General features: G+C 34.1%; 18 protein-coding genes and 2 pseudogenes. 17 read left to right on the top strand and 3 right to left on the bottom strand.

From position 1 onward, the window contains the following. The first annotated feature begins 377 nt into the window (after positions 1–377). From hcp to AC0ONG_RS15485, 6 genes are all read left to right on the top strand, one after another. On the top strand, positions 378–1664 hold the full coding sequence (gene hcp, locus AC0ONG_RS15510; protein ID WP_002082429.1) for a hydroxylamine reductase: 1287 nt from the start codon (positions 378–380) through the stop codon (positions 1662–1664). Between the two features lie 865 nt (positions 1665–2529). After that, complete coding sequence (locus tag AC0ONG_RS15505; protein WP_000415486.1) at positions 2530–3846, top strand: condensation domain-containing protein; 1317 nt, start codon at positions 2530–2532, stop codon at positions 3844–3846. A 463-nt stretch (positions 3847–4309) separates the two neighbouring features. After that, the gene (locus AC0ONG_RS15500) at positions 4310–4630 is read left to right on the top strand and encodes a PadR family transcriptional regulator (RefSeq protein ID WP_000429486.1); all 321 of its coding nucleotides are present in this window, start codon (positions 4310–4312) and stop codon (positions 4628–4630) included. A gap of 75 nt (positions 4631–4705) precedes the next feature. Further along, the gene (locus tag AC0ONG_RS15495) at positions 4706–5047 is read left to right on the top strand and encodes a DUF1048 domain-containing protein (protein ID WP_000891990.1); all 342 of its coding nucleotides are present in this window, start codon (positions 4706–4708) and stop codon (positions 5045–5047) included. A gap of 169 nt (positions 5048–5216) precedes the next feature. Then, on the top strand, positions 5217–5978 hold the full coding sequence (locus AC0ONG_RS15490; protein WP_000063331.1) for an ABC transporter ATP-binding protein: 762 nt from the start codon (positions 5217–5219) through the stop codon (positions 5976–5978). Further along, positions 5979–6728: an ABC transporter permease gene (locus tag AC0ONG_RS15485; protein ID WP_000837798.1), complete on the top strand. Its 750-nt coding sequence runs from the start codon at positions 5979–5981 to the stop codon at positions 6726–6728. It abuts the gene before it with no gap. Positions 6729–6891: 163 nt separating this feature from the next. Here AC0ONG_RS15485 and AC0ONG_RS15480 read toward each other — a convergent pair whose 3' ends face one another. Further along, positions 6892–7851 carry a helix-turn-helix transcriptional regulator gene (locus AC0ONG_RS15480; RefSeq protein ID WP_098437289.1) on the bottom strand — a complete coding sequence of 320 codons (960 nt, stop codon included), beginning with the start codon at positions 7849–7851 and terminating at the stop codon, positions 6892–6894. A 110-nt stretch (positions 7852–7961) separates the two neighbouring features. Between AC0ONG_RS15480 and AC0ONG_RS15475 the strand changes: the two genes are divergently transcribed. From AC0ONG_RS15475 to AC0ONG_RS15440, 8 genes and pseudogenes are all read left to right on the top strand, one after another. Next, positions 7962–8441, top strand: a complete 480-nt coding sequence (locus AC0ONG_RS15475) for a GyrI-like domain-containing protein (protein WP_000801027.1) — start codon at positions 7962–7964, stop codon at positions 8439–8441. 146 nt (positions 8442–8587) lie between these two features. Beyond that, complete coding sequence (locus AC0ONG_RS15470; RefSeq protein ID WP_001036217.1) at positions 8588–8845, top strand: DUF3963 domain-containing protein; 258 nt, start codon at positions 8588–8590, stop codon at positions 8843–8845. Between the two features lie 648 nt (positions 8846–9493). Beyond that, on the top strand, positions 9494–10216 hold the full coding sequence (gene sigI / locus AC0ONG_RS15465) for an RNA polymerase sigma factor SigI (RefSeq protein WP_002082432.1): 723 nt from the start codon (positions 9494–9496) through the stop codon (positions 10214–10216). Then, a complete protein-coding gene (locus AC0ONG_RS15460; RefSeq protein WP_000981217.1) occupies positions 10206–11495 on the top strand; it encodes an anti-sigma-I factor RsgI family protein in 1290 nt (429 codons plus the stop codon). Before sigI ends, AC0ONG_RS15460 begins: the two co-directional genes overlap by 11 nt. A gap of 193 nt (positions 11496–11688) precedes the next feature. Continuing rightward, a complete protein-coding gene (locus AC0ONG_RS15455) occupies positions 11689–15036 on the top strand; it encodes a trifunctional glycoside hydrolase family 18/polysaccharide deacetylase/glycosyltransferase family 2 protein (protein WP_000414293.1) in 3348 nt (1115 codons plus the stop codon). 251 nt (positions 15037–15287) lie between these two features. Continuing rightward, on the top strand, positions 15288–15563 hold the full coding sequence (locus AC0ONG_RS15450) for an ArsR/SmtB family transcription factor (RefSeq protein WP_000660065.1): 276 nt from the start codon (positions 15288–15290) through the stop codon (positions 15561–15563). A 537-nt stretch (positions 15564–16100) separates the two neighbouring features. Further along, positions 16101–16778, top strand: a complete 678-nt coding sequence (locus tag AC0ONG_RS15445; RefSeq protein WP_003279185.1) for a hypothetical protein — start codon at positions 16101–16103, stop codon at positions 16776–16778. After that, positions 16769–17053 (top strand): annotated as a pseudogene (locus tag AC0ONG_RS15440) (hypothetical protein); the annotation flags it as partial. The gene AC0ONG_RS15445 and the pseudogene AC0ONG_RS15440, both read left to right, overlap by 10 nt. A gap of 230 nt (positions 17054–17283) precedes the next feature. On the opposite strand, the gene AC0ONG_RS15435 reads toward AC0ONG_RS15440, so the two are convergent. Then, the gene (locus AC0ONG_RS15435) at positions 17284–18735 is read right to left on the bottom strand and encodes an FAD-dependent monooxygenase (RefSeq protein ID WP_000371163.1); all 1452 of its coding nucleotides are present in this window, start codon (positions 18733–18735) and stop codon (positions 17284–17286) included. A gap of 1102 nt (positions 18736–19837) precedes the next feature. Beyond that, positions 19838–20161: a winged helix-turn-helix transcriptional regulator gene (locus tag AC0ONG_RS15430; protein WP_001072997.1), complete on the bottom strand. Its 324-nt coding sequence runs from the start codon at positions 20159–20161 to the stop codon at positions 19838–19840. 124 nt (positions 20162–20285) lie between these two features. Here AC0ONG_RS15430 and AC0ONG_RS15425 point away from each other — a divergent pair, with 124 nt between their 5' ends. From AC0ONG_RS15425 to AC0ONG_RS15415, 3 genes and pseudogenes are all read left to right on the top strand, one after another. Continuing rightward, positions 20286–20819: an NAD(P)H-dependent oxidoreductase gene (locus tag AC0ONG_RS15425; protein ID WP_002082441.1), complete on the top strand. Its 534-nt coding sequence runs from the start codon at positions 20286–20288 to the stop codon at positions 20817–20819. A gap of 134 nt (positions 20820–20953) precedes the next feature. Next, entirely contained in the window at positions 20954–22456 is a 1503-nt protein-coding gene (locus tag AC0ONG_RS15420) for a class I adenylate-forming enzyme family protein (protein ID WP_136997081.1), read from the top strand. Between the two features lie 144 nt (positions 22457–22600). Next, positions 22601–22693, top strand: a pseudogene (locus AC0ONG_RS15415) (GNAT family N-acetyltransferase); the annotation flags it as partial. Between the last annotated feature and the right edge of the window lie 37 nt (positions 22694–22730).

Here is a 22730-nt window from a genome sequence, read left to right as displayed (position 1 = left end):
AAAAGCTTTACAATAAAGGCTTTAATAAAAAATGATAGTTCCTTAAAATAAAAAATACGCTATTCTTTCTATTGAAGGATAGAAAAGGATGGCGTTTTTGTATGTCTATTTTCATATGTGATGAATTGCAACTATTTGTATAAGGATTCAAAAAATTTTCGTTGTATATATTTCTCCAAATTAATTATTTAGCTATTTAAAAGTATCGAAAGATGTGTGCACACTAATGTACATTTTTTAGTGTCAATAAAAATATTATGTCAACAATATGAACTGTCACAAATCTTTATATATTATTGTGATTGATATCACATCACTTTTTTTCAATGGGTATTATGCTTAAGGTGTAATGAATGATTGGGAGAGGGTGGGATGATATGTTTTGTTATCAATGTGAACAAACGCCAACAGGCGGATGTAAAGTGATGGGTGTTTGTGGTAAGAATGAAACGATTGCGAGTTTACAAGATACGATTGTGTTTGGGCTAAAAGGAATTGCAGCTTATCGCACACATGCTGCTCAGCTAGGGTATACGGATGCATTTGTAGATGCTACAACACAAGAAGCTTTATATATGACATTAACAAATTCTAATTTTAACGAACAAGAGCATATTGATATGGCTATGAAAGTTGGGAAATCAGCTTTACGGGTGATGGAGTTATTGGATGAGGCACATACGAATCATTTTGGTGTGCCAGAACCTGTACAAATTACACAAAATCGTGTAGAAGGTAAAGCAATTGTAGTTACGGGCCATAATTTATTTGCATTAGAAGAACTATTAAAGCAAACAGAAGGAAAAGACATTAATATTTATACGCATTCTGAAATGCTACCAGCACACGGATACCCGCAGCTGAAAAAATATAAACATTTAAAAGGAAACATCGGTAAGGCATGGTATGATCAAAGACGCCTTTTTGAAAAATTTACTGGTGCCATATTAGCTACAACGAACTGTGTTATGCCAATTAAAGGCTCGTACTCTGATCGATTCTTTTCATATGACATTGCAGGTTTAGAAGGTGTACAAAAAATTGAAAATGATGATTTTACAACGTTAATTCAAAAAACGCTAGAACTTCCAGAAGTACATATGGAGTCGGATGAACAGTTAGTGACAGGGTTTCATCATAATACAGTATTATCATTAGCTCCAGAAATTATTGACGCAGTAAAAAAAGGGAAAATAAAGCGTTTCTTTGTTATCGCCGGTTGTGATGCACCGGGAAAAGGCGGAGAATATTATCGTGAATTAGCAACGTCACTTCCGCCAGAAACGGTTATTTTAACAACTTCTTGCGGGAAATTCCGCTTTAATGATGTGGATTACGGTGTTGTACCTGGTACGGAAATTCCGCGTTACATTGATTTAGGACAGTGCAATAATTCAATTTCTACAGTGAAAATAGCGGCTGCTTTAGCTGATGCTTTTCAATGTGAAGTGAATGAATTGCCAGTAAGTATTGTCCTATCATGGTTTGAACAAAAAGCGGTTGCCATTTTACTAGGGCTATTTAGTCTTGGGATTCAAGATATTCGCATCGGTCCAAAGGCTCCTGAATTTATTTCAGCTGGCGTGCTTGATGTATTACAAGAAACATTTGGTTTAAAACTAATTACAAATGCAGCAGAAGATATGGCTATGATGTTATCGTAACGGAAAAGATGTTTTCACTTAATTGTGGCTTTATAAATCATTTGTATGTGTGTGAGTAAACGAACATACATACAAATGATTATTAATAAAGAAAATTTGCTATATCTATAAATTTTATAATTTTATAAAGCTTTTAAAGTGTAACACCACATGCCCATCACCTTAAGATTTTAAGTATCCCCAAAACGAAATTTTTACATGAATATCTATAATTTCACCTCTTTTTCATTTGATTTGAAAATAAGCTTTCTATTTTTAAAAACCAACGATACCACCTCAAATTATATGAATAAAATCCATTCATTTATTAGGAAAATGGATTAAAAATAATAAGGTAGACTAAAAAGTAAAATATTATTTATGATAATCATTCTTTTATAAAATTCAAATTGGAAATAGCCCTACTCATTTTCAAAATGGAGGGGCTTTTTTTACTGTAAAATCAATATCTGCAGCTTATTTTTGTTGAAAAAATTCTCATTCTTATTTTGATAGTGATATGGGTACATATACATGCACATCAATCTTTTATTATGAAGTAGCCCTTGAATATATTGTTTTTTATTGACAGACATAAAAATGATTTATTTGCTGTATTGATAATTTATAGACGTTATAATAAAATGTTTATGTATATTTAAACTTAATTTATTTTTGTTTGGTTTCATTGGGAGGTTAGGCAGTGTTAATAACAATAAAATAATGGATATATCACCTGCAAAAAGAATGAAACCAATACGGAGAAGATGATTTCGTTAAAAATTTAAAAAATAAGCGTTATTAGCTCTTGAAGAAAAATGACTAGAAAAATTACAAGCATATGGAAAATAGGGTTATACAAAAAGTCCTAAAGGGGGACGGAATTATGGAGAAAAGAAAGTATTCAGTAACACCACAAGATCGAATGAATTATGTATTAGGTCTTTATTCTGCAGATCAACAAATTAATGCAGTTCTTTATTTTCCTGTAGGTATATCCAAGGAAATACTTGAAGAATCAGTAAGGATAACGTTGCAATTGCAACCAGTTTTGAACAGCCGGTTTGTAGAAAATGATATTCCTTACTGGGAGGAACATTCATCTGACACTAACTCATCTATTTGCTTTTTTGCAGAAGGAAATAATCAAGAACTTGAAATAATGGCAATAGATTTTATTAAAGAACCTGGTGATCGTATACAGGGGCCTATGGTTCAAACGAAATTATTACGGGGCACTACAACAGATATGTTAGTTGTGAAATTATCTCATCTATGTTCAGATGGTGCAGGAGTCAAGGAATATATTAAATTGCTTGGAACAATATATACGCACCTTTCATTGGGACGGTCTAAGAAGCAAATTATAAAGGAATTTGATGAGGGAAATGAGAGTTGTCGAGATCAATCACATGTATTCAAATACGCTGGAATATCGGACATAAAAAGTGCGTATCGTCCTAACCAAGAACAACAGGCATCGTTATGGTCTTTTCCATCTCAACCTAACAAAAATAAATTTCCCCAAATGTCCGTACGGCGATTGAGCCATGAGCAAACTCTACGTTTAACCCAATGGACAAAAGCACAACAGGCTACCTTGAATGATGTAATCATGACTGCATACTTCCGAGCTTTATCACATTTCACTGTGTATGCAGAACCTCGCACTGCAGAAAAAATGATTGGCTTGACAATTGATTTACGTCGATATCTGCCTAATAATACAACTGGTGCTATTTGCAACTTATCCGGTATGGAAATGCCAGTGATTAAAATGGAAGACGATGAAACATTTAAGCAGACTCTTGTTCGAGTTAAACAATCAATGGATAAAATAAAGTCTCAAAATCCAGGTCTTTCTTCAGCAGCAGGAATGGAGCTACTGGCAGAAATGAAGCTATCTACAGTGAAGGAAATGTATAATCAGCAATATGAAGAGGCTGTACAGATGGGGATGGCGTTGCCATTACTGACAAATTTGGGAGTGATCGCTGAGGAACCTATTCAGTTTGGTCAAATTCAAGCTGAGGACGGGTATATGGCATCACCTATTATGTATGCACCATTCTTTTCAATGGGAGTAAGCTCTTATAATGGAAGACTTACATTTACGATTGGTTATCATGCGCCGGATACATCAAAAGAAAAGGTAGAAAAATTTTTAGATAGTGTTGTGAATCAACTATCAGAAATAAAATAAAAGAGAATATAGAGAACAAATTTCTAACAGAATTGTATTTTAGGGGCTCGTATCATGTACGGATAACCTCTGGGAATTTTCTCTGACCGCACTTGCCTTTATGCTTTATATGCAATGGGAATGGTAGTGAGAAACAATTTGTATCGTGAAAAAACATGATATATCGGTATGAAAACAATAAAGCAGAGCTGATTTAAATTACACTTTGAATCAGCTCTGTTTTACTAGTTTGATGGCCCTTACAACAAAAAAAGGAGACTGTATCCGGTTAGGGTAAAGCGGATTTTTAATTTTTTTGAAAATAAAGTTGACATCCACAACTACTTAGTCATACAATGTAGTTGTAATAAGTAATACTGAATAGTGTAGTTTTACTCAAAAGCTATTCAGTAAAAATTCGCCTTAGTACTCTGTGATACTGAATATAAGTCAGACAGAATAGGGGGTAAAGGAGGATCAGGACATGGAAAATTTAACTGAAATGCTGAAAGGTTCACTGGAAGGGTGTGTGCTGGAAATCATTAGTCGCCGTGAAACGTATGGCTATGAGATTACCCGCCACCTGAATGATCTTGGGTTTACCGAAGTCGTAGAAGGGACGGTTTATACTATCCTCGTACGATTAGAAAAGAAAAAGCTTGTGAATATTGAAAAGAAACCATCAGATATGGGACCGCCTCGTAAGTTTTATTCATTAAATGAGGATGGCCGTCAGGAGCTTGAATTGTTTTGGAAAAAATGGGATTTTGTATCTTCAAAAATTAACGTCTTGAAGTCAAACTAGCCTCATAATATAAAATGTTCCGGCTCATATTTGGAGAGTTTCTAGTTCTGCTTTATAAAAAAGGAGGAAAATAAGATGTTGGAAATGTTTAAAAAATTAATTGGTGATAAAAAAGAGTACAAAATGATGATGGCACGTGTTGGAGCACTGCCAGAGGACTATCAGTTTGTGTTTAAGAAAATTCAAAACTACATGTGGAATTTCTCAGCGGGTAATGGAATGGATATGCTGCACATACAGTATGAGTTAATCGATTTGTTTGAAGCAGGTGCAGCGGAAGGCAGACAAGTGCTTGATATTACTGGGGAGGACGTGGCATCCTTTGCTGACGAACTAGTGGCAAACGCTAAAACGTATGTCTCCAAGTATCGTGAAGATTTGAATGAAAGTATTATGAAGAAATTGAGAAAAAAATAAATGCAATTAGTAATACCGACTGATTAGCTGGTTACAAATGTGAATTGCCGCCATCGCTATTCAGTTATATTTTTAAACCAGTACTAAGTAATACAGATTATCAGTGATACTAAATAGGTAGAGGTAAATAAATTATCTTCGCAAAACATTTTATAGGGAGGGAAAAAGTATGAGTAATGCAGCGATTTCTGTAAAAAGCTTGAAAAAATCCTTTAAAGACAAGGGAGTTTTAAAAGGGGTAGATTTTGAGGTGCAGCGTGGAGAAATTTTCGCGCTGCTAGGCTCAAATGGAGCGGGAAAGACGACAACGGTCAATATCCTTTCGACGCTAATGAAGCAAGATGATGGCGAAGTGAGTATTTGCGGTTTTGACGTCCAGCGACAACCAGATTATGTTCGTCAAAGCATCAGTTTGACAGGACAGTTCGCAGCTTTAGACGGCATGCTTACTGGAAGGGAAAACTTGATAATGATCGCTAAGTTACGTGGTGTTTCCAATCCCGCACAAGTTGCTGATAATCTACTTGCAAGATTTAGCCTGACTGATGCGGCCAACCAGAGGGCAGATCAGTATTCAGGAGGGATGAAGCGCCGGATTGATATCGCAATGAGTTTGATTGGGGCGCCAGCAGTTATTTTTCTCGACGAACCAACGACCGGACTTGATCCAGAAGCGCGGATCGAAGTGTGGGATACAGTAAAGGAACTTGCCGGTAGTGGTACAACTATTTTGCTTACGACTCAGTACTTGGAGGAAGCAGAACAACTGGCAGACCGTATCGCTATTTTGCATGGCGGAAAAATTATTACGACAGGTACTCTTGCTGAACTGAAAGAGATGTTCCCACCGGCAAAAGTGGAGTATATCGAAAAGCAACCGACATTGGAAGAAATATTCCTTGCGATTATTGGCAAAAAGGAGGAGATGTAAATGAAAAGTAAAACAGGTGTATTACTAGGTCGTTTAATGCGTAACATTATGCGCAGTCCGGATACAATTATTACAGTAGCAATTACACCGATTATGATGATGCTATTATTTGTTTACGTATTTGGCGGGGCTATAAAGACAGGAACGGATAACTACGTTAATTATTTATTGCCGGGAATTTTGCTAATGGCTATCGCATCCGGTGTAGCTTACACTTCCGTGCGACTATTTACGGATGTAAAGAGTGGGCTGATGGCACGTTTCATTACGATGCCTATTAAGCGCTCATCGATATTGTGGGCTCACGTTTTAACCTCTTTTGTTGCTAATGTACTTACTATCGTGGTGGTTATTCTTGTTGCATTATTAATGGGTTTCCGTTCCAGTGCTAATATTCTAGAGTGGCTCGCGGTAGCTGGAATACTTGGGATGTTTACGCTGGCGCTAACATGGCTAGCTATCATTCCAGGATTGAAAGCGAAGTCTATGGAAGGGGCGACTGCTTACTCGTACCCGCTAGTTTTTCTTCCATTTATTAGTTCGGCCTTTGTGCCTACCGAAACGATGCCAAAGATTGTTCGTGCGTTTGCAGAGAATCAGCCTGTAACTTCAATCGTGAATGCGATTCGTGCTCTTTTATATGAAGGAACTGTGGGTAACGATATTTGGATTGCACTCGCTTGGTGCGTAGGTATAATGGTCATCTCTTACTTTTTCGCCAGTAAAGCATTTAAACGTCAGTTAGGGTAAGAAACGAGATAAACGAAACCTTCAGGAATAATATATATTTAGAAAAGCACGGGAGATTTTCCGTGCTTTTATTATTTATCATGCTCTCATTGTAGTAAATGAAATGGTATTTAAAAATAGGATAATTATCCAGTGATAAAGCTTAATATTTGAGGCTCACTGCTTATGGAATGTATAAGCACACTCGTTTTTGTAAATCTGCTAATACTTCATCGGGTATTTCTTTGATTTTAATATCCTTCCCTAGAAAAAGCAGCCAATTTATTATTTCCATCACTTCATCGGGATTGTTAACATTGATAAAAGTTTTTAAAATGGCTGTGGATTGGTAAGGATTAGTATAAGATATTGAAATTTTTAAAGGATGGTATTTTTTGAACTGGGCAATTGCTGTCGGACCAAGTTCAAATACAAGGTTAATTGCTTCGTCCTTCTTACTTAGTTTTTCTAAAATCTTTTTCTTATTTAGCCTTTTGTTCGTCGTGTATGGTTCGATATTAATGAGATCATCGACAGGAAACATCATCTTCTTTTCTTCTTTTAAGTCAAACCCTTCAATAATCCAATGACTTTTTTCTTGATAAAGGTGTAATAGGTAAATTGGATAAGACTTGATTTTTTCTTCTTTGACAGTAATCAATAAATGTCTATCCAATAGAAGGATTTGAATGAGTTTTTCTAACATCGGATGGGGGAGGTCAGAAAGCTCAAGTAGATCGGGATTATGGGGGTTAGTCCCTTCAAAAAGTAAGAGTTGATTTAAAAGAACAAGGTCATCTTGTTGAGTTTCAGAAATGAGTCCTAGTAGTTTTTCGGCTAAAGATTGGCGACTCTTTAAATAGGGAAGTTGTTGATTTCTTGTAGCCATAAAGGCAATAAAAAGGGCTTTCACTTCATTATCAGTAAAGCGAACAACGGGCAGGATAGAGTTATGCATAACAAAATATCCACCAGTTCTTCCAACTTCAGCGACAAGTGGCATGCCCATAGCTTCAATTTCTCTTATGTCTCTAATAGCTGTCGATCGCGATATGTTAAATTCTCGTATGATTTCAGAAATTGTAAAGTGAGAGCGATTGTTGATATACCGCATAATTGTATTAATCCGTTCAACTTTTTTCATTAGAGTCTCCTAAACAGTATCATTTTTTGACATGATTTAAAGTTATTATAAACGTATCAGATGAAAAGATAAATCATTTGAATCATTTTAAAAGAAGGAAGGTTTTGAATATGAAAAATTATACGATTGAAGAAAAAGATAGCTTTATTGTGTTAGGTATTGGAACTGAAATTAAGAGTGACTATACAGACTTTGCTGGGATAAATAAAGAAAAGGAAGACTTTTGGTCGGCTGTTAAAGAAGATGGAAGGCTGGATACTTTAAAAGCTTTAGCTACAAACGAATACATTTTTTCTGTGAGTGAAGCGGTGAATAACAAGATGATGTATTATGCTGGTGTTATGACAGAGGCACAAATAGAAGAAGCATCTAGAGTAATCCAATTTCCGAAGGGAGAATACTTAGTAGTGAAAGGGGAAGATAAGACGGCTGAAGAGCTAAGTAATAAGCTGACTGGCATTGCCTTCGGTCAAGCTTTACCAGATGCAAAAGATTTTGCCTATGTTGGCGGGCCAAATACAACAGTTGAGATGGGACAAAGAAACGGCTTAGTATTTGGTGAAATGTGGATTCCGGTTGTTAGGAAGTAAAGTGATAAAAGGTACGAATATGGAAAGTAGAGGCTAACAATATTGAATTGTTGGCCTTTTTGATTTGAATATAATATTCATATACGACTACACAGTATGTTCTGATAAAATGGAATAAAAGGTAATTATTGTAAGGTGGTGGTGAGGTGAATAAAAAAAGGCTTTTTGAGCTATTCATAGTAACGTTTGTGTTTCTATTCCTTCATGTAAGTACATTTACTAATGAAAGATTTAACGATAAATTGGGATCCTTTACTTTCATTGTGCTCCTTCTTATGCTTTCTATTTACAGCGTATTTATAGAAAAGTATTTTGATGATATACAAAAGTGGATTCGAAATATTACATGTTGCTTTGCTTTATTCGTAGTGGTTTTAGTAGCTCTATGGATAGGTTATTTTTAGTCCTTACTTAAGAGAATGAGAAATATGTGATTACACTACATTCGATTCGATAATATGACTTAGCTGCATCGGTTTATATTAATCTTTTCTCTCCTCAATCATGATAAAATGTACAAAATGAGAATCCAATTTAATAGATATTATAAGAAAACCATCAATTTGATTATCCTTTTTCAAATTGATGGTTTTTATTTTTGAAATAAATATGTATTTTTTAAAAAAATATTTTTTGACCCCCATAAAACTATGTATTCCTCCGAATATGTATAGTGAAGAAAATAAATAGAAGAAAAATGACTATGAAAGAATATAGAAGCATTAATAAATTTACTAGATTAAGTGGGCATCCGAAATAAAAGGATGAAATTACCAATGATATAGAGAAGAGTTATTCAAGGATTGCAGATAAAATAGAAAAAGAATAAGCAAAACGAACGGTAGAAAATAAGAAAGTAGATAAAAATTAAAACTTAACTTTTGTGCCGAGAGAAAAGGAAAATCATTAAGAAAACGTTAGGAAAAGTTAGAATCGAAAAATATAACTAACAGCAAGAAGACAAGACCGAAGAAAAGTACCAAGAAAATCTGGTTAAATGGTCACTTGTGTAGTGGCCATTTTGCTATTTGAAGGAGGCTGGGAGATTACAAGTGTTGAGTTTAGTAATGAAGATCTTAAGAAAACCGAAAATAGAAGATATCGTATGTAACATACAAAACAACGAAGAAGACAAAGAAGCGTTTATCGTACAGTATCAGCCTTTTATTAGAAAATCAATCTCATCTGTCTGCCGCCGATATATTACAGAACAGGATGATGAATATAGCATTGGATTGTTTGCGTTTAACGAAGCAATTGAACAGTATTCATATACAAAAGGAAAATCCTTTTTAGCGTTTGCTGATCTTCTTATAAAAAGAGATGTAATTGACTATATACGTAAGGAGTCTAAACATAACTTTGTCTTTTTAAAAGAAGATGAGCAAGAGGAAATGTTAGAAATGCAAGTATCGCTTACGGAGTATATGAAAGAGATGGAAAATAGTAACCGTAAGGAGGAAATTCTTCATTTTCAAAGTGTGCTAGCTGAGTTTAAAATCACATTCTCAGAGCTTGCTAAAGAATCTCCTAAGCATCGTGATACACGTGAGCACTTAATAGAAATTGTAAAAATTATTATAAAAGAAGAGGAAATGATGGAAGAGCTGTTCCGAAAGAAAAAGTTACCGCTTAAACATATAGAACCACGTGTTAGGGTAAGTCGTAAAACGTTGGAACGACATAGAAAATACATTATTGCAATGTGTATTATTTTTGCAAACAACTATACATATATTCTGGATTACATAAGAGGGGAAAAGCATGATGAATAAAGGAATTGTGATGGATATAAAAAAGCATAGCGTAGTTGTTTTAACACCAAATGGAGAGTTTATTACGTGTAAAAGAAAAGGGGATTCTTGCATAATCGGGGAGGAAATCTTATTTGATGAGCAAGAACAAAAAGCATCGCATTTTTCGATCCCTTCCTTTTTAAAACCTGCATCAATACTTGTTGTTTGTTTTCTATTTGCAGTGCTGTTTTTCTACAACCAACCAGAAGAAAAAGTATTTGCTTACGTCTCAGTTGATATAAATCCAAGTTTAGAGGTGAGCGTAACAAAGGATTTTCGTGTTATAGATTTGCAGGCTTGTAATGATGATGGAAGGCGTATTTTAAAAGAATTGAAGCAATGGGAAAATAAACAATTGCAAGAAGTAATACGTAGGATTATAAAGCAAAGTCAAGAGGATAAGTATTTAACGAATGATAAGCAAGTTATGCTAACAGCTGTTGCAAAGGACAAGGCACTAGAACCACAGTTGGAAAAGGCGATGAAAGAATTAAAGAAAGAATATGAGCTAAAACATATTACAGTTGAATATCAAAGTAGCACAATGCAAGTACGAGAGAATGCTAGAAAAGCTGGAATTGGCACAGGTGTCTATATAAAGCAAGAGAGTGAGAAGAACAAATCGGTTACGCCTCCTGCCACGCCGTCTAATCCGGTGGAAAACGAAGAAGAGATACAATTGCAGCCGGAGTCATCTCCTGATGCATCACCGGATTTGTCTCCCGTACAAGAAAAAAAATATGAGAAGCCAGAGCATAAAGAACAAAAGAAAACAGAAGAACAGCCATCGAAGCAAATAAAAGAAAACAATGGAAGAGGATCCCAGCAAGAAAATAGAGGGAATCAACAGGAGAATAACAGTAGAGAATCTCAACAGGGAAATAATGGGGACCGACAAGGGAACAATGGAAGAGGATCTCAACAAGGAAATAATGGGAATCAGCAAGGGAACAACGGAAGAGGATCTCAACAAGGAAATAATGGGAATCAGCAAGGGAACAACGGAAGAGGATCCCAACAAGGAAATAATGGGAATCAGCAAGGGAACAACGGAAGAGGATCTCAACAAGGGGATAATGGAAATCAGCAAGGGAACAACGGAAGAGGATCTCAACAAGGAAATAATGGGAATCAGCAAGGAAACAATGGAAGAGGACCCCAGAAAGAAAATGGTGGAAACGAGCAAGGGAACAATGGTAGGGGGTCTCAACAAGAAAATAGAGGCCACCAGCAAGGGAATGAAAAGAAGAATCAATAGAATATGGAAGTGAGAGATTCATTTCAAAGCTAAAAGGATTTCTCTCGCTATTGTGGGCAGTAAAACTCCCATCTCAAAATTTGGCTTGGGCAAAGAAGTTAGGTGGGAGTTGGGCTGCTTGTAAATGAGGGCTGATTAAAGTTGCACTTTATTATTCTATAGTTCTATTAAGAAGGAGTATGTGAAAAATATAATGGAGAAAAACATTCAACAAGAGAAAGATAAAGAAAAACCTGTTTTTTATGATCCGAAAGGAAGGAGAAACATAGCCTTTATTTGGTTTCTATGTATCTCAATAGTTAGTGTAGGTGTTGTATTTTATTTTTTCTTTCAAAGTATTTTTTCAACACCAGAAATTCCAAACATGAATCCTACTGTAAAACAAGATACGAAACTTGTACCAATTAATCAAAAACTTAGTGAGGAGCAGTTAAAGAACGAAGAATTCAAGCCAAATACCGAAATGAAGGATAATAAAAATTTGGTGAATTCGACAAACGATAGTAAACAACCTAAAGAAGTGTATGGTTTTTATGTAAACTGGGATGAAAATAGTACCGCTTCTTTAAAAGAAAATATCGATTCATTAACCACGTTAGTACCAGAATGGTATCATTTAAAAGAAGATTTAACGATTAGAAGTGAGATAAAACCTGAGATAGTAAAACTAGCAAAGAAAAATCATGTGAAAATTATGCCGTTACTTACTAACTATACAGAAAAAGCTTCTGGCCCTGATAGTGAGCTTATCCATAAGTTACTGAATTCGCCGAATGATGTGAAGACGAAATTTATTAATGATTTAGTAAGCCAAGTTAAAAAGAATCAGTTTTCAGGTATTAATATTGACTTTGAGGCCGTACCTGAAAGTGATAGAGAAAACTTAACAAATTTCATGAAAGAAATTACTACGGTCTTTCATAAACATGATTTGCTCGTTACACAAGATGTTCCAGCTAATGATAAGGCTTTTGATTATGGTGCGTTAGCAAAAATAATAGATCGTATGATTGTAATGATGTACGATGAGCACTATGGAGCGGGGGAACCAGGACCAATTGCTTCAAATAAGTGGTTCCAACATACATTGAATGAACTGAATATTCCGTCTAATAAACTTATAGTTGCTTTCGGTAACTACGGATATGATTGGGAAATAAATAGTAAAAAACCTGCGAAGTCTTTAACTTTTTCAGAAGTTATGACAATGGCGAATGATTCCAATATGAAAATTCAATGGGATAACATGAGTGGAAATCCTTATTTTAGATATAAAACAGGAGAGAAAGAACATACTGCTTGGTTCTTAGACAGTGTTACTCTCTATAATCAAGTGAAAATCGCAATGGACAACAATGCAAAGGGGTTTGCGTTATGGAGATTAGGAGCAGAAGATCCTACAATATGGAAAGTTTTAAAAAATCCGATTGAGGCACAAAAAAATCCTAATGTATTACATAAAATCACTAGTTTAGATGAAGTGAATTATTCTGGACAAGGTGAAATTTTACAGATTGAGAATGAAAAGCAAAATGGATTGAGAGATTTTAAAGTAGGTAAAGATGGTTATCTTACAGATGAAGTATATCAATCTTTACCATCTGCATACGAAGTGCAACGATATGGAAAACCGAAAGGGAAACAAGTAGTATTAACATTTGATGATGGACCAGACCCGAAATATACGCCAGAAATTTTAAATATATTAAAAGAGAATAAAATAAAAGCTGCTTTTTTTGTCCTTGGTGAAAACGCACAACTAAATCCTAGTATTGTAAAAAGAATATACGATGAAGGGCATGAAATTGGCAATCATACTTTCAAGCATCCTAACGTAGCTGATACGTCTTTACTACGAACAAAAGTAGAACTTAATACGACGCAACGTCTGATCCAGGAAATAACTGGGCATTCTACAGTTTTGTTTAGGCCACCATACGAAGCGGATGCTAACCCGGATTCCTCAAATGAAATAGTGCCTATTTTACGGGCACAAAATATGAACTATACAATGGTAGCAGAAAAAGTGGATCCTGAGGACTGGGCAACACCATCAACTAATGAATTAGTAAAGCGTGCTCTTAATCCCGTTTATAAGGGAGAGGGAAATATTATTCTTCTCCATGATGCGGGAGGGAATCGTACCCATACGGTAGAGGCGTTGCCGATCATTATTAAAGAGCTTAAAAAGCATGGATATAGTTTTGTAACAATTTCAGATTTAATGAATAAAGAACGAGATGAAATTATGCCCCCAGTTTCTTCTGAGGGTGAGCAATATTTACTTTACAATAAAGCTGTCTTTTCAGGGGCGGGATACTTTAAACATATATTAACAACTATTTTTTATATTGCTATTGGATTAGGGATTTTTCGATTCTTATTCTTAATTTATTTTGCATGGAAGCAAAAAAGAAAAACGTTATCTCGCTCTATTAATTCGTCCTACCAACCTTTTGTTAGTGTTGTCATAGCAGCATATAATGAAGAAAAGGTGATAGCTAAGACAATTCGCTCAATTTTGGATAGTAAGTATGGAGAATTTGAAGTTATTGTTGTGGATGACGGATCGACAGATGGTACGTCAAAAGTAATGCAAGAAACATTTTATAAACACCCTAAAGTTCGTTTCATTCAGAAAGAAAACGGCGGGAAATCATCGGCAATGAACCTAGGGTTTCAACAATCTCGAGGAGAGATTATTGTCACTTTAGATGCGGATACTATTATTGCGCAAGACGCCATTTCTCTAATGATTAGACACTTTGAAGATCAGAATGTAGCAGCAGTTTCAGGTAATGTTAAAGTGGGGAATAGACGAAATTTGTTAACTACTTGGCAACATGTTGAGTATATTACAGGGTTTAATTTAGAACGTAGAGCTTTTGATGAGTTAAATTGTATTACAGTTGTTCCAGGAGCTATTGGGGCGTGGCGCAAGAAGAATGTAGTTGAATCTGGATATTTAAGCGAAGATACATTAGCAGAAGATACGGATCTTACTATTACATTTTTACGTCAAGGATATAAAATTGTATATGAAGAAAAGGCCTATGCTTTTACGGAATCACCTGAAGATGTGAAAAGTCTCATTAAACAGCGATATCGTTGGTCATATGGTACACTCCAATGTCTTTGGAAACATCGAAAAGCAGTGTTTCATACAAAACATAAAACGTTAGGATTTATTGCATTGCCTAACATGTGGTTATTCCAATATGTTCTGCAATTCATTGCTCCTTTTGCAGATATTTTAATGATTATGGGGCTGTTTGGTAGCAATCCGCTAAAAGTGTTAGGGTTTTATCTTGTATTCTTTTTATTAGACCTTTTTGCATCTCTGTTTGCATTTAAATTAGAGAAAGAGGACCCTAAACCGTTAGTGTGGTTAATTTTACAACGCTTTATTTATCGTCAATTTATGACTTATGTTGTCATTAAATCTATATTCTCATCTATTCGAGGCGTAGCGGTAGGATGGAATAAACTAAAGAGAATGGGGAGTGTTAAACATTCCACGGAACATAAGGAGGCATCATAAGAGAGCAGACTATCTGCTCTTTTTTTCATTGATTTTAGTTAGTTGAATGTAGAGTTGTAGCATAAAAACTGCTGCTTCTATAACGAGATTCCTATTCATCATTAATAGTGAGACATTATGTTAAGCTAATCTTTTAGTTTTGGATTAAAGTTTTTTTATATTTTTTTAAAATGACGGACACAAAAACGCATATACCTTCGAATTATATATATGGATAACATAAATATGTATATAAAAAGGGGAGAAATAAGATGAAAGAAAAAAAAGAAATGTTTCAAGAAATCGCTGAGGTGTTAAAGGTATTGGCGCATCCAGTTCGTCTATCTTTAGTAAAAATAATGCTTGCAAAAGGTCCTACTAATGTAACAACAATGTATGGGGATTTGGAAATGCCTCAAAGTACAATTAGTCAACATTTATCTAAACTAAAAGCTGCTAAAATGGTTACAGGTACTCGGAAAGGATTAGAAATTTATTATGAGGTAACTGACAATCGCACAAAATCAATATTAGCATGTTTAGTTTAAATGCTGACTTCTAGACGTCAAAATTAAGAAGAGGATAGGAAAGCAATTCTATGGAGAGAGTTTTTAAGGTTTTTACACAAGTGAAGATCTGAAGTAAAGTTCCTTAATAAATAAAATAGTTGTTTGAAAATATGGTATAAAATGGAATTTTTATACCATATTTTTTAATATCTGTAATAAAAGGAAGAATGTTTTGGTTTCAATTTATACGCTATCTTTATAAATTTTGATTACCTTAAACGTTTGACAAACTAGCAATAGGTCTGGAGTCAAAGTAAGTCCACACAGGCTTAATTCCTAAGTGGAAAGATCAACATGCTCAATATGCAAAAAAATATAACTTAAATCCTCTGCATCCTAGATTTTGCAAAATTACTTGTTACCTTATTTATTAAAAAAATCAATTAAGGAACTATTTAGTGAAAATAAATTGTTCAGTTAAAGGTGCATTTTATAGAATGTAAGGAAAGGTCTCAATTTCAGTAGACACGTGGATTCGCATACTGATAGAATAAGCGAAAATATAATAAAGGTGGAATGGATTTGAGAAAAAGGTTAGGATGCTTACATGCCCATTATTCAAATATAGAATATATAGAAAAGGCACTTACCTCATTTAACATTGAATTAATCCATTTTGTTGACCCGGCATTAATGTATCAGGTTACATCCAATGAAAAATTTCAAGAATCAGATGCTCAATTTAAAGTTAAAGAGCAAATAGAATGGATTGCTCAATGTAATGTTGATGCTATCCTTATTACTTGTACAAATTATATTGCAATTTTACATGAAGACCAAGACTCAATATCAGTGCCAATTATTAAAATTGATGTACCTTTCTTTGATTACATATGCAATATACAGCAACCTCAGACAATTGTTTTTACAAATCCTGCAACTGTTGAAGGCACAGTAGAACGTCTTAAACATCATGCTAATAGCCTTCAAAAATCTTTAGATTTAGAGGTTGTTGTCATAAATAGTGTTTTTGAATTGATAATGAAAGGACTAAAAAAAGAATACAACCAAGAAGTTACAAAGTTCTTAAATCAAATCATTAAAGATGAAAAGAAATTTATCTCTGTTGCTCAATTATCTATGGTTGATGCATCTAAGCAAGTTGAGTATAAAACATCTAAGACTATTATTACTCCATTGAATACATTGGTATCTTACATTGTTAATAAATTAAAATTAGAGAAGAAAAATTAGTGGTAGAAGACAGAGGATTTGGAATTATGTATGGCTTTCTATCAATTTTCCTCGGGTTAGGTACTGTTATCTTACATAATGTTTGGACACTTAATTGGCAGGGACTCATTACACTTATTGCATGGCTCGCACTATTAAAAGGGATTTATGTAATTGCATATCCTGAACCATCCAAGAAAACCGATTTTGAAGTAAGAGTACTATCTACTCGTATAGTGCTTGCTATCCTTGGTGCTTTATCTTTATGGATGCTTTTCATACTTTATATGAAATAGAGACAAATATTTTTGATCATGGGAGTATATAGGTGAGGAGTTTTGGGTAGTCCTTTGGAACGAGATTTTATAGTTAACTGTAAATATAGTGTTTCTTCCCTTGTAGATATGTTTTTATAAATAGTGAGATGGGCAAAACGAAAAGAGTCCTAAATAAATAGGATTCTTTTCGTTTTATAAAAGTGAACTTATTTTGTATCACTAATACAATGGATGATTATTTTTCCGGACTATTCGCAGTTATCTATCTTGGTATACTCAATGGTGGCTATGTGACCATCCGGTCGAATCAAAACGGTATCTATATTTTTTAACTTGGAATCTTGTATTTCTCCTATTATCACCTTTATGTGTGAATCAATATTTATTTTATTTATCTTATCTATATAAGTAGGGTGTATTAATAAAATAAATTTACCATCCTGCATTAATTCAAAGAGTTTATAACTTTTCTTATTTAGAGAAGAAATAGTGAGGTTTGTACATCTTTTTCCTATCAATGGATGCCTTTCTGTATCGTGCATCGACGAATACATTATCCCTAAGCCACTTACTCTTTCAGATAAATCTTGATTTATCTCGGGGTATGTAAGTAGGTACGAAAATAAATCCCTCAATTCCATTCCTGCGTTTGAAAAGTTTATCATTAATTGTTCTTGCGCTTGTACTTCCTTGAAAAATTGTTTTCCCACAGCATGTCTTTCAATATGATAACTTTCTAATAGGCTTTCATATTTTTTTTGTTTTATTGCGAGTCCTAATTTCCAGCCTATATTAAAAGCATCTTGTAGACCTACATTCAAACCTTGTCCTCCAGCAGGGAAATGAATATGTGCTGCATCCCCTGCTAAGAATACACGCTTATGTTGATAAGTATTTGCTAGTTTGGTTGCATTGCCAAAACGAGAAAGCCATATTGTGCTCTTAATTTGAAGATGTTCACCTGTAATACTATAAATACTATCTATAAACTCTTTTTCTGTAACAGCAACATGAACAGGTATTGTCTGATTCTTAGGATCAACAATTGCAAAACGAAATACATCAGTTGTAATAGGTACCATCATTAATATCCCATTTATATTAGAAGTAGATAAAAATGGAGTATCTGGTATATCTTCTAAAATAACATCACCTAATATAGCAGTAGTTGTTGTGTTTGTTCCATTAAACGGTATATTTGATAACTCACGAACTATACTTCTTGCTCCATCAGCTCCTATTACATATGGAACTTCTATTTTATATATTGTTTCTCTTTGTTCTATTTCTAGTTGTACAAATGTTTCATATTGTTTTAAGTCTTTCACAGTATGCCCGCGTTTAATGACTACACCTAATTCTAATGCACGTTCTTCTAATATTCCTTCTGTAATAGATTGGGGAATAAAAAGTGTATACGGAAAATCAGTATTTAAATTTTTAAAGTTTAATCTTGTATCTAAGGCAGCAAAATGACTTGTATTTAATTTCTTTCCTCTAGCTAAAAATCGATCTGCAATACCTCTCATAGCCATCAATTCTAAGGAGCGGGGGTGTAGTGTGAGTGCTCTAGAATTTCGTACCCGGTCTAATCTTCTCTCTAAAACAACAACTTTTACGTCTTGGATAGCTAATTCACATGCTGCCATAAGTCCAACTGGACCACCACCAACTACCGCTACATCATAATAATTGTCCATATCATGCCCTCCATTTATTTAATTGTTTAAGAGCTAATGTGAAAAATTGTAAATAGATTTATAAATGTTATCTATTGTACATATATAATTATACTTCATTTTGGTTTCCGAGGAAACTAAAATGAAGTTCCTAGGAGAAGTTTACTTAGTAAGTGTGTAGTTAAAGCTATATAGCGTGTCTGCAGCTTCTTCTGCTTGTACTATTTTTGCTAAAAATGCTACTACTGTAGTTCCATATGGGAGTTGTAAAGGTCTTTCTGCTATTCGTAGTTTTAATGAAGTAGTAGTGGTTGTAACTCGACTTCAAATAATTCGCTTTCAATTTCATTAAGTGCATACATTGATACAGGATGTGGAGAGGTATTAGATAAGACTTGTGATGAAAGGAGTTCTCCTGATGAGGAGTAAAATGTAACAAACACTTGTGAAAATGGAGGGACCATAATGATTACACGGTCAGTTTTTTGTAACGTATTAACCAACTCCAAAATAATATAGTTTTATAAAAATCAAAAAACAATAGATAAATATAAAGATATTATTATGGGTACTTTTCCAATAGTGAATTAAGCAAATTAATAAACTCTTTATTTTATTGTAAATAGTTTAAGAGCACACAAATATGCGTGCTCTTAGAATAGAAAGGTAGTTTTCTATGAGTAGGGAGTCCCCATACAATAAAATATGCTTGTCCAATTTAAATGTGAGAAGTTTTTTATAAAAATTCTATTTGGTAAGTCTATGTGAAAAATCACCTTGTACAGGAACTCTTTGCAAAGTATTTTGTCTGCAGTCATGATTATTAAAGTTGATGAGAGCTGTTATCCGAATAATAAAACCACATCTCAAATTGTTGACTATATGTCTAACAACTAGGATGCGGTTCAATGAATAAAAAGTGTCCGAATAAAATATAAGGTAAAAAGTATAGGATACTTTTGTTATAAAGAGTATTTGTAGATGAATGTTATTGTTTTTTACTTTTGAAAGATTTGGGCTTCTAAATTACGAGTTGTTGGAGTACCTCTAATATAAAATTTCAGTAGAAATATTGAACTACTAATATGAATGTAGAAGATTTAATAAAGACGGTAATGTTCTTTTAGTCATGTAATCTTTTCATTTGATGATCTTTTCCCCATTCACATAGTTCATCCATAATTTGCATTAAAGATTTCCCGTATTCGCTTATTGTGTACTCAACCTTTGGTGGTACTTCTTGATATACAGTACGATGGATAATCCTATCAGCTTCAAGTTGGCGAAGTTGTTGAGTTAGAACTTTTTGCGTAATGTTTGGGATTTCTCGTCGGATTTCGTTTGTTCGCATTTTTCCATCCATCAACACACATAAAATATGAACTTTCCATTTTCCGCCGATTACATCGAGTGTCGTTGCAATTGGGCAGTCTTCATTTTGATTCATATAACACCTCCACAGGTACTTTAAGGTTCCTATAGCACTTTAAAGTACGTACTTTTCAATTATATGTGACTCACTCATACTAATACGTAAAGGGTTGAATAATTTATAAAGGGGATGAAAAATGATGAAAACACTTGTAATTGTAGCACATCCTGATATTGAAAAATCAAAAATTAATAAAAGATGGATTGAAGAACTTGAGAAATATTCGGATGAAATTACGGTGCATGAATTGTATAAAGTGGCACCGAATTGGGAGTTTAATGTGGAAGAGGAACAAAAGCTGTTAGTAGAACATGACCGATATATATTTCAATTTCCTCTCTACTGGTACAGCTCACCACCTTTATTGAAAAAATGGTTCGATGATGTATTAACATATGGGTTTGCATACGGATCACAAGGAGATAAAGTGAAGGGAAAAGAATTTGGTGTAGCTATTTCTATAGGTGGATTAGAAAAAGACTATGAAAATAGTGGGATTACAATGGATGAGTTGACGAAACCATTCCAAGCTACATGCTTATATACAGGTATGGAATTTATACCTTCCTTTTATTTATATGGTGCAGAATATAAACTAAGTGATGAAGAGATTGATAAAAGTGCACCTGAATATGTGCAATATGTGATGAACAAGAAGTATTCTAATATATAATGAAAAATAGCCATTTACTTGTGAAGTAAATGGCTATTTTATATTCTTCTTATATTCACTAAGTGTAATCTTTAGTAAATTAATAGTTAATCTGGTAAAATAAAAAACCTAACATATATAAAGGGGAGTTTTACTTGAGAACGATGCAAAAATTATTACAAAAAAGAGCAATGCAATCACCAAATTTGGAAGCGCTTGTAGGCGGAGAGAAAAGGTATTCGTTTCAGCAGTATAATGAACGAGTAAATCAGCTTGCACATTATTTGTTACATAATGGTGTGCAAAGAGGAGACCGTATAGGAATACTATGCAAAAATAATCACCCGTTTCCAAGCGTTATGATGGCAAGTTTAAAAATTGGAGCGGTATGTATTCCGCTAAATCATCAGCTTACTGCTTATGAATTAGAAACGATTGTAAAAGAAGCGAAATTAAAAGTATTAGTTATTGATGAAGAATTTAGTGAAGTATTATTAAAGATTGATGCTGTTAAAGAAATCCCTTATGTAATTCAAACGACAAAAGAAGGTTTTGGTTCATTTGAATTAGAGCTGCAAAAACAGCCAACGACAGAACCGAACGTAGAAGTTCATGAAGAAGACGACGCCATTTACTTATTTACTTCAGGAACGACTGGACAGGCGAAAGCATGTGTAATTGGACATAAAAACTTACATCACTATTTTGCTGAAATTGCGGGACAAAGAGAAATCCCAGCAGGTGAACGCTTTTTATCTGTGCATCCATTGTTCCATATGAGTGGCGTGCTTTCTATTTTAAATTGTATTTATCATGGCGTTGCAATGATTTTCTTAGCTGATTCGAACCCTACTCTTATTTGGGATAAGATTGAAGAAGAGAAAATTACTACGATGCTTGCGTTCCCAGCTGTTTATAGTTACATGCTTGATGAGCTAAATAAAAAAGAACGTAATATTTCAACCTTTAAAGTAGCACAAAGCGGTGGTACAAAAGTGCCAGAAACACTCATTCAAAAATATATGGAAAAAGGAATATATATGGTGCAAGGCTATGGTAGTACAGAAGGTTGGGTTGTAACCTCATGGCATCCAATGATGGGAAAAGAAAAGATGTCTTCTGTAGGAAAAACCTTGAAAAATGTAGAGGTGAAAATTGTTCATCCGGAAACAGGACATGAACTAACAACAAATGAAGTTGGAGAGATTCATGTGAAAAGTCCATACATGTTTAAAGGGTATTGGAATAATGAAAAGGCGACAAAGAAGGTAGTAAAAGATAACTGGTTTAACATGGGTGATGCTGGCATGATAGATGACGATGGATTCCTGCATATTATGGGAAGATATAAAGACGTTATTATACGCGGTGGTGACAATGTATATCCAGATCAAGTAGAAGATGTTATTCATGAAATACATGGTGTTTTAGAAGTTGCAGTAGTTGGAGTTCTAGATGACTTTTGGGGAGAGGTTCCAAGAGCTTTCATTGTGAAGGATAGCGAAACAATATTAACAGAAGAAAGTATTATTCAGTATTGTAAACAGAAATTAGCCAGTTACAAAATACCAGAAGTGGTATTCATAGATGAGTTACCGAAAAACGCTTTAGGAAAAGTGTTGAAGAGGGAATTACGAGATGTAGTTCTTATGAAATAGAAAATTATGAAACGATGGAGAACCCAGTTATGTATAAAGCATGACTGGGTTTTTATGTATCAAAAACATAATAATTTACTAGATTTTGTATTTCATGTAAGATAATAAAGAATATTCAATTAATAATTCGAGGGATGAAATTAAATGAAGCTACCGTTATTAGAAGTAGAGACGGATAGACTCATTATCCGTCCATTTCAAAAAGATGATTATGGAAGTTGGTTAGATCAATTTTCTTATTGATTATAAAAATAAAGAAATGGACAAATAAGGA

The sequence above is a fragment of the Bacillus sp. TCT6 genome (assembly GCF_056033845.1).
This window is presented reverse-complemented; position numbering and strand designations above follow the sequence as displayed.